The 14,339-nt window shown below is 65.0% G+C and carries 11 protein-coding genes; 5 read left to right on the top strand and 6 right to left on the bottom strand.

The features are described 5' to 3' along the window. Nucleotides 1–39: 39 nt before the first annotated feature. The 4 genes from AB4Z48_RS32920 (at nucleotide 40) to AB4Z48_RS32905 (ending at nucleotide 5,169) form a co-directional block, all read left to right on the top strand. On the top strand, nucleotides 40–1,239 hold the full coding sequence (locus tag AB4Z48_RS32920; RefSeq protein ID WP_441621802.1) for a fumarylacetoacetate hydrolase family protein: 1,200 nt from the start codon (nucleotides 40–42) through the stop codon (nucleotides 1,237–1,239). A 132-nt stretch (nucleotides 1,240–1,371) separates the two neighbouring features. Next, on the top strand, nucleotides 1,372–2,703 hold the full coding sequence (locus tag AB4Z48_RS32915) for an MFS transporter (protein ID WP_441621800.1): 1,332 nt from the start codon (nucleotides 1,372–1,374) through the stop codon (nucleotides 2,701–2,703). 106 nt (nucleotides 2,704–2,809) lie between these two features. Beyond that, nucleotides 2,810–4,366 (top strand): UxaA family hydrolase, encoded by a 1,557-nt coding sequence (locus tag AB4Z48_RS32910; protein WP_441621798.1) that lies wholly within the window; start codon nucleotides 2,810–2,812, stop codon nucleotides 4,364–4,366. A gap of 68 nt (nucleotides 4,367–4,434) precedes the next feature. Then, nucleotides 4,435–5,169 carry a TetR/AcrR family transcriptional regulator gene (locus AB4Z48_RS32905; RefSeq protein ID WP_441621796.1) on the top strand — a complete coding sequence of 245 codons (735 nt, stop codon included), beginning with the start codon at nucleotides 4,435–4,437 and terminating at the stop codon, nucleotides 5,167–5,169. A gap of 2 nt (nucleotides 5,170–5,171) precedes the next feature. Here the strand turns inward: AB4Z48_RS32905 and AB4Z48_RS32900 are convergent, their stop codons facing one another. Genes AB4Z48_RS32900 through AB4Z48_RS32885 form a run of 4 tightly spaced genes read right to left on the bottom strand, consistent with a single transcriptional unit; the run spans nucleotide 5,172 to nucleotide 11,828 of the window. Then, on the bottom strand, nucleotides 5,172–6,575 hold the full coding sequence (locus AB4Z48_RS32900; protein WP_441621794.1) for an efflux transporter outer membrane subunit: 1,404 nt from the start codon (nucleotides 6,573–6,575) through the stop codon (nucleotides 5,172–5,174). Continuing rightward, nucleotides 6,562–9,726: an efflux RND transporter permease subunit gene (locus AB4Z48_RS32895; RefSeq protein ID WP_441621792.1), complete on the bottom strand. Its 3,165-nt coding sequence runs from the start codon at nucleotides 9,724–9,726 to the stop codon at nucleotides 6,562–6,564. Before AB4Z48_RS32895 ends, AB4Z48_RS32900 begins: the two co-directional genes overlap by 14 nt. Nucleotides 9,727–9,730: 4 nt before the next feature. Continuing rightward, nucleotides 9,731–10,936 carry an efflux RND transporter periplasmic adaptor subunit gene (locus AB4Z48_RS32890; RefSeq protein ID WP_441621790.1) on the bottom strand — a complete coding sequence of 402 codons (1,206 nt, stop codon included), beginning with the start codon at nucleotides 10,934–10,936 and terminating at the stop codon, nucleotides 9,731–9,733. A gap of 4 nt (nucleotides 10,937–10,940) precedes the next feature. Beyond that, nucleotides 10,941–11,828, bottom strand: a complete 888-nt coding sequence (locus AB4Z48_RS32885; protein WP_441621788.1) for an alpha/beta hydrolase — start codon at nucleotides 11,826–11,828, stop codon at nucleotides 10,941–10,943. Nucleotides 11,829–11,990: 162 nt separating this feature from the next. On the opposite strand from AB4Z48_RS32885, the gene AB4Z48_RS32880 reads away from it, so the two are divergent. Next, on the top strand, nucleotides 11,991–13,004 hold the full coding sequence (locus AB4Z48_RS32880; RefSeq protein ID WP_441621786.1) for a LysR family transcriptional regulator: 1,014 nt from the start codon (nucleotides 11,991–11,993) through the stop codon (nucleotides 13,002–13,004). A 37-nt stretch (nucleotides 13,005–13,041) separates the two neighbouring features. On the opposite strand, the gene AB4Z48_RS32875 is transcribed toward AB4Z48_RS32880, so the two are convergent. Both AB4Z48_RS32875 and AB4Z48_RS32870 read right to left on the bottom strand, forming a co-directional pair. Then, on the bottom strand, nucleotides 13,042–13,620 hold the full coding sequence (locus AB4Z48_RS32875; protein WP_441621784.1) for a TetR/AcrR family transcriptional regulator: 579 nt from the start codon (nucleotides 13,618–13,620) through the stop codon (nucleotides 13,042–13,044). A 59-nt stretch (nucleotides 13,621–13,679) separates the two neighbouring features. Then, nucleotides 13,680–14,090, bottom strand: coding sequence for a plasmid pRiA4b ORF-3 family protein (locus tag AB4Z48_RS32870; RefSeq protein WP_441621782.1), 411 nt, complete (start codon nucleotides 14,088–14,090; stop codon nucleotides 13,680–13,682). Nucleotides 14,091–14,339: the final 249 nt, after the last annotated feature.

Below are 14,339 nucleotides of genomic sequence, written 5' to 3'. Positions count from 1 at the left end.
CACGGCGCTCATGACAACAACATCAGGTGGAGACAATCGATGACATTGCCGCTCGCGCTCAGCGCCAAGCAAACGCTTCCTGCCGACGGGCTGGCGGGGACGCTGGTCGGCCGCGCATGGATCCCGGCCGGTGACGGCGCGCCGGCGGGTCCGGCCGTGGTGGTCCTGCGGCCGGATGGTGTATTCGACATTTCCGATGTCGCTCCGACCATGAGCACCCTGCTCGAACACGACGACCCGGTCACGGTGGTTCGCAATGCGCGCGGGCGCTTGGTCGGCACGCTCGACGAGCTGCTGGCCAATATGGCCGGTCCCCGCGGCGGCGACGCTTTGGCCCGCTTGCTGGCACCATGCGACCTGCAGGTGATCAAGGCGGCAGGCGTGACCTTTGCCGGCAGCCTGGTGGAGCGCGTCATCGAGGAGCAGACCAAGGGCGACCCGCAAGGCGCCGCCGAGGTCCGCAGCCGGATCTGCGCGCTGGTGGGCGAGCGCCTGTCCCGGATCCGGCCCGGTTCCCGCGAAGCGGGCGAACTCAAGGCCTTGCTGATCGAGCATGGCATGTGGTCCCAGTACCTGGAGGTGGGTATCGGCCCGGACGCCGAGATCTTCACCAAGGCACCGCTGCTTTCTGCGCTCGGCACCGGTACGGAAATCGGACTGCATCCCGGCTCGGCATGGAACAACCCGGAACCCGAGATCGTGCTGGCCATCAACAGCCGCGGTGATGTGCCCGGCGCCACGCTGGGCAATGACGTCAACCTGCGCGATTTCGAGGGCCGCAGTGCGCTGCTGCTGGGCAAGGCCAAGGACAATAACGGCTCCTGCGCGATCGGGCCGTTCCTGCGCCTGTTCGACCAGAGCTTTTCGCTGGACGACGTGCGGCGGGCGACCGTGGACCTGCGCGTCGATGGCCCGGACGGCTTTGTGTTGTCCGGCACCAGCTCGATGGACCAGATCACGCGCGACCCGCTGGAGCTGGCCGAGCAGGCAATGGGCGCGACCCACCAGTATCCCGATGGCGCGATGCTGTTCCTGGGTACGCTGTTCGCGCCGGTGGAAGACCGCGACACCGCTGGCGGCGGTTTCACGCACAAGGACGGCGATCTCGTCACCATCTCCAGCCGCCAGCTTGGCAGCCTGGTCAACCGCGTGGGCCGAAGCGACCGCATCGCTCCGTGGACGTTCGGCGTACGCGCCCTGATGGCCAACCTGGCCGCGCGCGGCCACACCAACTTCTGAACGGCGCTTGCTGAACGGGCGCCACGGCGCCCCGCCCTGAACACAGCAGCTATCCTCGCGCGAGCAAAAGACGGGGATGCCGCAATCCATGACATGAGGCCGCGACGCGCGGCTTCGTACCGGAGACAACCCATGCAGACTCAAGCTGCCAAACACGATCCGCTCGCAAGCGCGGTAAGCAAGGCACGCCTGCGCCTCGCGCCTTTCCTTGCGCTGATGTTCGCGCTGTCGATGCTCGACCGCTCCAATGTCGGCTTCGTCAAGCAAGCCCTGATGGTCGATTCGAATATCGGCAACGCGGCCTATGCGCTTGGCGCCGGCATCTTCTTCATCGGCTACGCCGTCTTCGAAATCCCCAGCAACCTGATCCTGCACCGGGTCGGCGCCAGGATCTGGCTCAGCCGCATCATGGTCACCTGGGGGCTGGCGTCCGCGGCCATGATGTTCGCGCACGACCAGACCTCGTTCTACGTGCTGCGCTTTATCCTTGGCGTGGCCGAAGCGGGCTTCTCGCCGGGCGTGATCCTGTACTCGACCTACTGGTTCCCTGCCAGCCAGCGCGGCAAGGCGCTCGGCATTTACTACTTCGGCTTGCCAGTGGCACTGGTGCTGGGCGGGCCGCTCTCGGGGCTGCTGCTCGAAGTGATGGGTGGCCACCTGGGCCTGCGCAACTGGCAATGGATGTTCATCATCGAAGGCCTGGCGGCGTCGGTGGTGGGCGTGATCGCCTTCTTCTACCTGGTCAGCAGGCCGCGCGATGCCAAGTGGCTGGACGCCGACGAGAAGACCGCGCTCGAAGCCGCGATCGCCGCGGAAGACAAGCAGAAGACCGCGCACGGCCCGGCCACCGCACTGGGCGCGCTGGGCAACTGGCAGGTGCTGCGTTTCGTCGCCATCTACTTCGCCATCCAGGTCAGCGTCTACGGCGTCATCTTCTACCTGCCGACGCGCATTTCCGAGCTGACCGGCACGGCAATCGGCGCCAAGGTGGGCCTGCTCACCGCGATTCCGTGGCTGTGCGCCCTGATTGCCCTGCGCCTGATCACCAGCATCGCGGACGCCAGGGGCAAGCAACGGGAATTCGCCATGGCCATGCTTGCCATGGCGGCCACGGGTATTGGCCTGTCGACGCTGGGGCATGAACTGGTGCCCGTGCTGATGGCTTTCTGCCTGGCTACTGTCGGCTTTGTGGTGGTCCAGCCGCTGTTCTGGACACTGCCCACCGCGTATTTGAGCGGCACTGCAGCGGCCAGCGGCATCGCCCTGATCGGCGCGCTGGGCAATCTCGGTGGCTTTATCGCGCCGACGCTGAAAACCGCGGTCGAATCCGCGTTCCATAGCCAGCAAGCGGGCATGCTGGCCCTGGCAATCGCGGGCGTAGTCGGCGTGCTGCTGCTGACGAGCGTCGGCGCACGGGCCCGCCCCTCCCCGGCGTTGCCGCTTGGTTCCTCCGAGGCGGCCTGACCGCTTCCCGTATTCCCTGCATCCAGACACCTGACATGACCATCCCCGGACTTCACGATATCGGCGGCGAACGCCGTGCCGCCGCCCCCCTGCCGGAGGCCGCAGCATGAGCGCCGTCCTGGAACAAGCCGCAGCAGTAGCCGGCGAACCCGTCATACGTCTGCATCCGGATGACGATGTCGTCATCGCGCGTGCGCAACTGGTGGCGGGCGTGCGCCTAGGCGCAGGCCTGGTGGTACGCGGCCTGGTGCCCGCGGGGCACAAGCTGGCAGTGCGCGCACTCGAGGCCGGCGCGCCGGTGCGCCGCTACGGACAGGTGATCGGCTTCGCCACGCGCCCGGTCGCGCCAGGCGAGCACGTCCACACCCATAACCTGGCCATCGGCGAGTTCGAGCGCGACTACGCGTTTGGCGCCGCCAGGCGCCCTGCCGCCGTGGCGGCGCAGCGCGCGCAATTCATGGGCATCGTCCGTGGCGACGCGCGGGTCGGCACGCGCAACTACATCGGTATCCTTACGTCCGTCAATTGCTCTGCCACCGCGGCACGCGCCATCGCCGAGCATTTCCGGCGCGAGATCAATCCGCAGGCGCTGGCAGACTACCCGAACGTGGATGGCGTGGTGGCCCTGACGCACGGGCAAGGCTGCGCCGTGGATGGCGAAGGCGAAGGCCTGGCGCTGCTCCGACGCACGTTGGCGGGCTATGCGCGCCACCCCAACTTCGCAGCCGTGCTGATCGTCGGGCTGGGCTGCGAAACCAACCAGATCGACGGCCTGCTCGACAGCGAGGGACTGGCACGCGGTGCCGCGCTGAAGACCATGACCATCCAGGCCACCGGCGGCACGGCCCGTACGGTGGCGGCGGGCATCGAGCAGATCAAGGCGATGCTGCCCGACGCCAACCGGGTGCGACGCGAGCCCGTCGATGCCAGCCACCTGCTGGTCGGACTGCAATGCGGCGGCTCCGACGGCTATTCCGGCATCAGCGCCAATCCCGCGCTTGGCGCGGCGGTCGACCGGCTGGTGGCGCACGGGGGCACTGCCATCCTGTCCGAGACCCCGGAGATCTATGGCGCCGAGCATTTGCTGACGCGCCGTGCCGTATCGCCGCAAGTCGGGCACAAGCTGCTCGACCGGATCCGCTGGTGGGAAGCCTACTGCGCACGCATGAACGCCAGCCTGGACAACAACCCGTCCGCCGGCAACAAGGCGGGCGGGCTCACCACCATCCTGGAGAAGTCGCTCGGTGCCGTGGCAAAAGGCGGCACCACCAACCTGGTCGACGTATATGGCTACGCGCAGCGGGTGGAGGCGGCTGGACTGGTCTTCATGGACACCCCTGGCTACGATCCGGTCTCGGCGACCGGCCAGGTGGCTGGTGGCGCCAACCTGATCTGCTTCACCACCGGGCGCGGCTCCGCCTATGGCTGCGCGCCGGCCCCGTCCCTCAAGCTCGGCACCAATACCGCCTTGTGGCAGCGCCAGCAGGAGGATATCGACATCAACTGCGGCACCGTGATCGATGGCTCGCAGTCGATCGACGAACTGGGGGAAGTGATTTTCAGCCTCATGCTGGCGACGGCTTCAGGACAGCGCTCAAAGAGCGAATTGCATGGCTACGGCCAGAACGAGTTCGTTCCCTGGCAGCTTGGCGCGATCACCTGATCACGACACCCGTCTTGGTGCATGCGATTCACCGGCGGTCTTCATGGCATCGACACTAGCTCAATACCGTGAGCAACGCGAGCTTCAAGGACCCCGGGTTCCGCAAGCGCCGGGAGGCAATCGGAACGCCTGTGGCTGGTCTTCGTCGCTATAATTGGCACGTGGCTCACACACTGCAGCCGACGAAGACCATACTCCCGACTCCACGGCCCGCTCAGATGGGATATTCACAAGCTGACAAGCAAAGTTCGCACGCACGTATCGTGGAAATCGCAGCCCGGCGTTTTCGCGTCCACGGCTTGCGTGGCATCGGCGTGGCGGAAATCATGAAGGAGGCCGGCCTCACGGTCGGCGGCTTCTACAAGCACTTCGATTCTCGCGAAGCGCTGATTCGGGAGGCCATGACACAGGCGTTCCTCGATACCACCGCATGGCGCGCAAAGGCACGCGCCGATCTTCGCCGTGCCGTGCGCGAATACCTGGCCGAACCCCATCGCGACAACCTGGAGACCAGTTGCGCCATCACCGCTTTCCTCAACGACGCCGACAAGACCGGTGATGCGCCGCATGCCTTGTACACGGCGCGCCTGCAACAACTGCTGGCGCTGATTACCTCGCTGCTACCGCCCGAAAACCAGCCAAAGGCCGTGGCCCAGGCCAGGCTGATCTGCAGCGCCTGCGTCGGGGCGCTGGCCATGTCCCGTGCGGTCGACGACCCGCGGCTCTCGCGCGAACTGCTTCACACGGTCGCCGACCAGCTGATGGCGCTGATCCCATCTCGCGGCGCCGGCGACCGCGCCTGACACTACTCGGTCTGCCAGCCACCCCCGGCCGCCGCAAAGATCCGCACCAGATCCTTGCGGAGATCCGCATCGGACGTCGCCTGCCGCGACTCGGCTTCCAGCAGGTCTCGTTCGGCCACGAGCACGTCCAGCAACCCGACGTAGCCATACTTGTACTGCATCCGCGCCAGTTCGGCAGCCTTGCGGTTCTGCGTCACGCCTGCCAGCAGCGATGCATTGCGCACGTTCTCGTTCAGGTAGCCGGATAGCGCGTTCTCCATGTCTTCCAGCGCATCTAGTACGGTCTGCTGATAGCTGAGAAAGGCCTGGGTCTGCCTGGCATCCGCGGCGTTGATCTGCGACCGGATGCGGCCAAAGTTCAGCACCGGCTGAAGCAGGCCCGCACCAATGCCCCACGGCGTGGAGGAGAATGGCGTGGCATTCTGCGCGCCGAAGAAGGCCGTCAGCGAGATGTTCGGGAAGAGTTCCGCCACGGCCGCCCGCCTTGCCGAGATGGTCGCCGCGAACTGGCGCTCCGCGGCGCGTACGTCAGGGCGTTCCGCCAGCACCGTCGCCGGCGCCGATACCACGATACCGTGATCGATGGCCTGCCACGGCTGCGCTGTCGCCAACGTCGCCGCGAGCGTGCCAGGCGGCCGCCCGAGCAGCGTCGCCAGCCGGTTTGCCGCCGCGTCGTAACCGGTGCGCAGCGCGGGCAACAGCGACTCGGTGGCCGACACCTGCGCGGCGGCACGCTGGACGTCGAAGTTGCTGACAAGCGCGCCGCGTTGTTGTGCCTGGATCAGTTCGAGCGTGCGTCGCTGGCTGTCAAGATTGCGTTGCGTGAGGTCCAGCTGACGATCGACGTTGCGCAGTTCAAAGTAGGTGCGGGCCACCTCGGCCAGCAACGCCACACGCACGGCCTGCCGCGTCGCCTGTGTCGATTGCAGGATCGCCGTCGCCTGTGCCGTGCGTGCCTGGTTGCGCCCGAACAGGTCGACCTCCCACGCTGCGGAAATCGCCACCTGATTGATCGTCACCGCGTGATCGTTGGTCACGAAGCCACGATTGGCGCGCTCGCTGCTGGCCGATGCATTGACCTGCGGTGCCAGCGCGGACTGCGCCAGCAGCCGGCCGGCGCGCGCCTCTTCCACGCGCGCCGTGGCAATCGCGAGTGATTTGTTGCCTTCCAGCGCCTCGGCCACCAGCGCGTCGAGGGTCGGGTCGCGGAAGCGCGACCACCACTTCTGATCGACGCTGGCATCCTCGTCCCCTGCGACAAGATAGTCACTTGCGCCCTGCCCGCCGGCCAGTTTCGGCCATTGCGACGGGCTTGCGATATCGGACGATTGCGGACCGGGAGGGGTCGTGCATGCCGCCAGCAGCGCAGCGGCGGCCAGCACGGTCATCGCCTTAAGCTTCAACATGGTGATGCACCTTTTCAGTCTTGGTGATGCGTTTCTCCAGGGCACGCACCATTACATAGAAGATCGGCGTCAGGAACAGGCCGAAGAAGGTCACGCCGATCATGCCGAAGAACACCGCCACGCCCATGGCGTGCCGCATCTCGGCGCCGGCGCCGTGCGAAAGCACCAGCGGCAGCACGCCCATGATGAACGCGATCGACGTCATCAGGATGGGCCGCAGGCGCAGGTGCGCGGCCTCCACCGCTGCCGCGAAGGTCGACTTGCCATGGATTTCCAGTTCCCGCGCAAACTCGCCGATCAGAATGGCGTTCTTGCATGACAAGCCAATGAGCACGAAGAAGCCGATCTGCGTGAACAGGTTGTTGTCGCCGCGCGTCAGCCAGACCCCCGTAATGGCCGAGAACAGGCACATCGGCACGATCAGGATGATGGCCAGCGGCAGGAACATGCTCTCGTATTGCGCGGTCAGGACCAGGAAGACCAGCAGGATGCAGATCGGGAACACGATCAGCGCGGTGTTGCCTGCCAGAATCTGCTGGTAGGCGAGCTCGGTCCATTCGAACGTCATCTCCCCCGTCAACGTCTGATCCAGGATCTTCGCGATAGCGGCCTGAGCCTGTCCCGTCGAATAGCCCGGGGCGGGCCCACCATTGAGGTCCGCGGAACGGTAGCCGTTGTAGCGCGACGCGCTGTCCGGTCCGCTCGTATCGCTCAGCGTGATCACCGCTCCCAGCGGCACCATCTTCCCTTCGACGTTGCGGACCTTGAGGTTCAGGATGTCCTCCCGCTTCGAACGGAAGTCCTTGTCGCCCTGCGCAATGACCTGATAGGTACGGCCGAACTTGTTGAAGTCGTTGACATACAGGGATCCGAGATAGATCTGCATGGTCTTGAACACATCATCGACGTCGATACCGAGCTGCGAAGCCTTTGTACGATCCACATCGGCAAACAACTGAGGCGTCGTGACGTTATAGGTCGTATAGACGCCGGCCAGTTCCGGCGCCTTGCGGGCCTTTTCCAGCACGGCATTGACGGTCTTGCTCAATGCCAGATACCCAGCGTCGCCACGGTCTTCGATCTGGAGCTTGAAGCCCCCCGATTTGCCCAGCCCCTGCACCGGCGGCGGCGGGAACACCGCGATAAACGCATCCTTGATGGAGGCAAATTTCTTCTGCAGGTTCGCGGCCAGCGCCGGGCCGGAGGCACCGATCTCACGCATTTCCTCGAACGATTTCTCGCCGATGAACACGGTGGCCGACGATGGGCTGTTGATAAAGCCGTTCAACGACAGCCCCGGAAATTCCACGGCGGTCCGGAAACTCGGATCTTTCGAGGCAAGCTCCGTCATCTGCCGCGCGACCGCTTCGGTACGTTCGAGCGTGGCGCCATTGGGCAACTGGACCAGATTGACCAGATAACCCTTGTCCTGAATCGGCACGAAACCAGACGGCACCTTGGCGAATCCCAGCACGGTAGCGCCAAGCAACACCAGATAGATCAGGATCGAGCCACGCTTGCGGTGCAAGGCGCGCGTCACGCCGCCGCTGTACGCGTCGGAACTTCGCAGGAAGAACCGATTGAACCTGACGAAAAATCCGCCCAGAAATCGATCCATGAAGCGAGTCAGGCGATCCTTGGGGGCATCATGGGCACGCAGCAACAGCGCGGCCAGTGCCGGTGACAAGGTCAGCGAATTGAACGCCGAGATCACGGTCGAGAACGCAATGGTCAGGGCAAACTGGCGATAGAACTGACCCGTCAGCCCGCTGATGAACGCGATCGGCACGAACACAGCGCACAGGACGAGCGCGATGGCGATGATTGGCCCGGTCACTTCCTGCATCGCTTTGATCGTCGCCTCCCTGGGCCGCAAGCCGTTGGCGATGTTGCGCTCGACGTTCTCGACGACCACGATGGCGTCATCGACGACGATACCGATCGCCAGCACAAGCCCGAACAAGGACAAGGCGTTGATCGAGAATCCGAACACGTGCATCGCCGCGAACGTGCCAACCACGGATACGGGCACCGCCAGCAAGGGAATGATGGCAGCCCGCCAGGTCTGCAGGAACAGGATCACCACCAGCACCACCAGTACGATGGCCTCCAGCAGCGTGTGCGTGACCGCCGAAATGGAGTCACGCACGAACGTTGTCGGGTCGTAGGCAATCCGATACTCGAGGCCCTTGGGGAAGCGCTTGCTCAACGTCTCCATCGTTGCGCGGACATTCTTTGAGATCTCGAGCGCATTGGCGCCCGGCGACTGGAAAATCACCAGCGCGAGCGCCTGCTTGTTGTCCAGCAGCGCGCGCAGCGCGTAGTCGCTGGCGCCCATCTCGATGCGCGCAACGTCGCGGAGATAGGTCACCACGCCGCCATCGCGCTTGATGATGATGTTCTCGAACTGGTCGACATCCGTGAGACGGCCCTGCACGTTGACCGGCAACTGGATCTCGACGTTGTCCTTGTAGGGCGCGCCGCCGACCACGCCGGCCGCCACCTGGATGTTCTGCTTGCGGATCGCGGCAACCACCTCCTCGGGATTCAGGTTCCGTTCCGCAATCTTCTGCGGATTCAGCCAGACGCGCATGGCATAGTTGCCTGACCCGTTCAGGTTGATCTGGCCGATGCCGGAGATCTTCGACAGCTCGTCCTTGACGTTCAGCAACGCATAGTTGCGCAGGTACAGGTTGTCATACTGATCGTTGGGCGATACCAGATGGACCACCATCGTCAGGTCTGGCGAACTCTTGACGGTGCTGACGCCAAGCTGGCGCGTCACGTCGGGCAACCGCGGCAGCGCCTCGTTGACGCGGTTCTGCACCAGCTGCGTGGCCAGGTCAGGGTCCGTGCCGAGCTTGAATGTCACGGTCAGCGTCATCACCCCGTCGCTGGCGGCCTGCGAGGACATGTAGAGCATATTCTCCACGCCATTGATCTGCTCCTCGATCGGCGTGGCGACGGTTTCCGCAATGACCTTGGGGTTGGCGCCCGGGAACTGTGCCCGCACGACGACCGACGGGGGAACGACCTCCGGATATTCCGAGATGGGCAGTTTGGGGATCGCAATCAACCCGGCCAGGAAGATCAGGATGGAGATCACGGCCGCGAAATTGGGCCGGTCGACAAAGAATTTGGAGAGATTCATCGTGTCACTCCGGCCGCGTCGCCGTTCCCACGGCGGCGGTCTTGACGGCCTCTGGCGCGCCTTCCTTCGGTGCCACCAGGATATCCGGACGAACGAACTGCACGCCCGTGGTGACCACGCGGTCGCCGGCAGTCAGCCCGCTCAGCACAATGTGCTGCCCGTCGACGCCTGCGCCCAGCGTCACCTCGCGATAGACCACCTTGTTTTCCGGGTTCACCACGAAGACGAACTTCTTGCTCTGGTCGCTGCCGATCGCGATGTCGGGCACCATCAGCGCCCGCGTATCGGCGCTGCCCGCCAGGCTGATCGATACAAACATGCCCGGCAGGAGCGCTCCGTCCTTGTTGGCGAACTTCGCGCGCGCGCGGATCGTGCCGGTATTCACGTCGATGCTGTTGTCGAAGGTATAGATCGTGCCCTGGTACGTGTGGTCCGTATCGCCCTGCACCTTCAGGTCGACCGGAATCTGCTGCTCCTTGCTCTGCGTGCTGGCATGCGTGCGGATCGTCCGGACGTAGCTTTGCTCGTCGACCTCGAAATCCGCATAGATGCCGTCGCTCGAGACGATCCGGGTCAGCACTGGCGCGTTGGGCCCCGGCTGTACCAGATTGCCGAGCGTGATCTCGGCGCGGCTGATGCGCCCGGCGATCGGTGCCTTCACATAGGCATAGTCAAGGTTGATGCTGGCCTGACGCAACGCGGCCTCGGCGGCGAGCACGGCGGCCTGCGCCATCCGGTTCTCGTTGCTGCGCTGGTCGTGCACGCTCTTGGGGATTGCCTCGGCATCGATCAGCCCCTTTGCCCGCTCATATTCGGTCGCGGCGAATTCCGCACGCGCACGAGCCGAGGCCACATCGGCCCGCGCACGAGCCACGGCGGCCTCGTACGGGCGCGGATCGATGACGAACATCACATCACCGGCACGAACGTTCTGACCATCCCGGATCCGCACTTCGACGATGCGACCGCCGACCTCCGGCCGGACCAGCGCTTCGTCCACCGACTTCAGACGACCGGAAAAGCTGGTCCAGACCCGCACATTCTCTGGCTGGAGTGACTTGACGATGACCTCGGTTGGCGGGGGCGCTGCAGGCGCGGCAGCACGCGTGTCCTTCTGTACAAAGGCCGCAGCCAGGCCGCCGGCCACGGCCACGGCCGCGACACCGGCCAGCACTGGCGGGCGACGAAGGATAGATCGGGGATGTTCCATGGCTTCACTCCTGGGAAGGTCGACGTTGGGAATCGGGAAGGAAATCGGGTGCGGGTTGGGGACGGGTCCGGCGTCCACGGGGTGCGGGCTCGCCAGAGTGCAGCCGAAGAAACGCCGCCACCTCGGCCAGCGCCCCCGCGTGGGTGACGATGGACCCGTGCGTGGCCTCGCTGTAGCAGCTGGCCTCGGTCGGCACGCCGGCCGCAAGCAGACCGCCGGCATAGAGCTCGCCTTCGACGTGGCACAAATCCTGGGCGGCGCCGACAATCAGGGTCGGCGGCAGGCCGCCCAGTCGGCGCGATTCGAGCGGCGCCGCGTACGGATGGAGTTGCTGCAGCACGTCAGGCAGGTAGGCCCGATAGCCCTGAGCGCAATCACGGGCGGAGAGATCGTTCTCCTGCAACCGTGCAGCGTCGGCGAGGCGCGTCATGCTTGGATCCAGCAACGGCGCCAGCAGCGCCTGGGCGCGCAGGACCAGGTCCTTCCGGTCGCGCGCCATCGCGCAGATACCGGTCGCCAGGTTGCCGCCGGCATCGTATCCGGCAATGGCCATGCGCCGCGCATCGCCGCCAAGCGCCTGTGCGTTGGCCTGTGCCCAGCGACCCGCCAGATAGCCGTCTTCGAGCGGCGCGGGAAACGGAAACTGCGGCGACAGCGAATAGCCCACCGCCACGACGATGGCCGGCGCCTGGCTGGAAATCGCCGTGGCCGGCACATCGGCGCAGTCGAGACCACCGGTCAGAAAGCCGCCACCGTGGAAATAGAGCACGATGGGCAACTTCTCCCGCGATTCGGCCGGGGCATAGATGCGCAAGGGAATGCGCTGCGCATGACCGGCAATGGTCACGCCACTGACGCGCACGGCAATGCGATGGAGGGGTGAATCGGCCATGACGGAGGGGAGGTCCTGCGGATGTTGCGATGCATGAATTCTGGTACAGTGCGCGAATCTGATAAACGCCTATAATCCAGAACACAATTTGGCGCAGCCAAACAATCGGACAGCCACGCTGCATTCGTTCGGTGCTGCGTACCGAAGCAGGGAAAGCCATAGATGGACAAGGTGCAAGCAATGGAGGTCTTCACCCGCGTGGTGGAGATGAGCAGCTTCTCGCGCGCGGCAGAGGCGCTGGGGCTATCCCGCACGTCGGCCACGACGATCATCCAGAACCTCGAAGCGCACCTGCATGTGCGCCTCATTCACCGCACGACGCGCCAGCTCAGGCTGACGGCGGAGGGCGCCGAGTATTACGAGCGCTGCATGCGAATCCTCGGCGAGATCGCCGAGACTGAAGTCGCCCTGACGCGCTCAGGCAAGGGGCCGACGGGCAAGCTGCGTATTGAAATGCCGGCCTCGCTCGGCCGCACCGTCGTCACGCCCCGGCTCCATACCTTCCACGCAAAGTACCCGGACATCGAACTGGTCGTGGGCTACGGCGACAAGCTCGTGGATCTGATCCAGGACGGCGTGGATTGCGCGATTCGTGCCGGGTCATTGCAGGATTCCAGCCTGGTCGCGCGCGGCCTTGGTGATATCCACACCGCCACGGTGGCCAGCCCCGCCTATATTCACCGTCACGGCATGCCGCGCAGCCTGTCGGACCTGCAAGATCACAAGGCCATCCACTACATCTCGAACCGTACCGGCCGCACGCTCGACATGAATTTCGTGGTAGATGGCAATCCCGTGGACGTGAGCATGCGCGGCAACGTCAGTTTCAATAGCCTGGATGCATACGTCACCTATGGGCTCAGTGGTGCCGGGATACTGCAGCCGCCCCGCTTCATGATTCAGGAGCATCTGCGCAGTGGCGCGCTGGTGGAACTGCTGCCCCAATGGCGGCCTCGCCCGATCCCGGTCGCGGTGGTCTATCCGCAGAACCGGCATCTGGCCCCCAAGGTGCGCGTATTCGTCGACTGGGTCGCCGAGTTGTTCGAGTCGTGTCCGCTGATGGCGGCAGCCGATTCCACGGGCGAGGCTTGCGAACTCGCCAGGAGCCGGGTTGCCCGCGCCGATCCTCCGCCTGCGCGGGCCCGGCCGGCCGTCGCGCAAGCGCTCGCGGTCTGAAGCCCGGTCGCTCGTTCGAATCCGTTCCTGCTGGTTCTTACCCGGGCCGGGCGGGCACCTTGGCGCCGATCGCATTCAAGCCGTTGGCCACGTCGTCGAGCAACGCGACGGATAGCGCCGGATCTGCCGAGGCACGCGCCAGCCCCATCGCGCCAACACAGGTAGAGAACTGAAAGATCGCCATGGCCCGTGGATTGCTGCAGCCTTGCGCCGCAAGCAGCCCCTCCAGGAAACGCAGGACCCGCTGCACATGGTGCGTGTAGGCGTGACGCGTGGCGGCGTCGCCGCGTGCCGCATCGTTGGCCAGCGCGACGATCGGGCAGCCGCTTCCGGGCGCATCGCGATGGGCGGTGCTCAAGTAATTGCGCAGCGCGGACGCCAAGTCCGGTGACGAGGCCGCCCAGGTATCGAGGCTCCGCGCGGCTTCATCAAAGGCTTCGGCCAACATCTCTTCGCGGGACGCGAAATGCCGGTAGAAGGCACCGGTCGTGACGCCGGCTTCCGCCGTGATCTCCGCCAGCCCGACCCCAGACATGCCGTGTTCACGGAAACGCCGCGCCGCGATCTGGATGATTCGTTGCCGGGTTGCGGCCTTGGCCGCCTGGGAATGGCCCATGGGTATCTTCGCGCCTGTCTTGGCTTCCTGGCTGGCACATCGCCAGCCTGCGCGAGATTTTAATCCATGCCCGGCGACACTGGCTGCGGGAGTGATGGTATCCGGCCTCGCGCTTGAAATTGCCGCGGTTCGGCCATTCCGTAACGACTGCAGGATCTGCTTCCAGGCGATCGCAAAACGTGGAAGAAGGCCTCATGCTCGCGCAAGGCGAATGCACCCAAAGGCAGCACTGTTGGCGCCGTGCAATATTGCAGAGCGCCCTCGCGGGCTTCCCCGTAACGCTGGCCACGAATCACGAATACATGCAGATGATCGTTGGTCCAGCCCATGACCATCTGGATGACTTCGTGGAATTGCCCAAGCGTCATGGTCTCGGGAATGAGCACACGTCGCCAAGCCGACGGACTCAATCCGCGGAGCGCGATTCGGAGTTGTAAGACGGAGGGCGCGGTTCGAGAGTCCGAAGTCATTAGCGCATTCTAGGTGGCTCATCAGCCTCACAGCGCGGGTCAAGGACTTCGCCCCCGTTTTGGCGCGATCTCCTTGCCGTCATCGTTGCTGTCCCTGGCCATGCGGCCCCCCGGTCCGAATTGAGGTCACTGCGATCCCATCAAGCTCGTGGTCGAAAGCCGCATACGAAACAAGCGATTATCCAGCGGCGCCTGAGAGTGTTTCCGCCTGCGACGTGTTTATCCGGGCGCCCGCAGAGCGTAACTTCG

Origin of the sequence: Cupriavidus sp. 2TAF22, assembly GCF_052115045.1 — a bacterium.
Classification (GTDB): Bacteria; Pseudomonadota; Gammaproteobacteria; order Burkholderiales; family Burkholderiaceae; genus Cupriavidus.
Note: the sequence above shows the minus strand (reverse complement) of the source record. Positions and strands in the feature narration are given on the sequence as shown.

Excerpts from the sequence above, each read along its gene's own strand:
- AB4Z48_RS32880 (WP_441621786.1), top strand. The coding sequence starts at position 11,991 with ATGGACAAGGTGCAAGCAATGGAGGTCTTCACCCGCGTGGTGGAGATG.
- AB4Z48_RS32915 (WP_441621800.1), top strand. The coding sequence starts at position 1,372 with ATGCAGACTCAAGCTGCCAAACACGATCCGCTCGCAAGCGCGGTAAGC.
- AB4Z48_RS32920 (WP_441621802.1), top strand. The coding sequence starts at position 40 with ATGACATTGCCGCTCGCGCTCAGCGCCAAGCAAACGCTTCCTGCCGAC.
- AB4Z48_RS32875 (WP_441621784.1), bottom strand. The coding sequence starts at position 13,620 with ATGGGCCATTCCCAGGCGGCCAAGGCCGCAACCCGGCAACGAATCATC.
- AB4Z48_RS32910 (WP_441621798.1), top strand. The coding sequence starts at position 2,810 with ATGAGCGCCGTCCTGGAACAAGCCGCAGCAGTAGCCGGCGAACCCGTC.
- AB4Z48_RS32870 (WP_441621782.1), bottom strand. The coding sequence starts at position 14,090 with ATGACTTCGGACTCTCGAACCGCGCCCTCCGTCTTACAACTCCGAATC.
- AB4Z48_RS32885 (WP_441621788.1), bottom strand. The coding sequence starts at position 11,828 with ATGGCCGATTCACCCCTCCATCGCATTGCCGTGCGCGTCAGTGGCGTG.
- AB4Z48_RS32890 (WP_441621790.1), bottom strand. The coding sequence starts at position 10,936 with ATGGAACATCCCCGATCTATCCTTCGTCGCCCGCCAGTGCTGGCCGGT.
- AB4Z48_RS32900 (WP_441621794.1), bottom strand. The coding sequence starts at position 6,575 with ATGTTGAAGCTTAAGGCGATGACCGTGCTGGCCGCCGCTGCGCTGCTG.
- AB4Z48_RS32895 (WP_441621792.1), bottom strand. The coding sequence starts at position 9,726 with ATGAATCTCTCCAAATTCTTTGTCGACCGGCCCAATTTCGCGGCCGTG.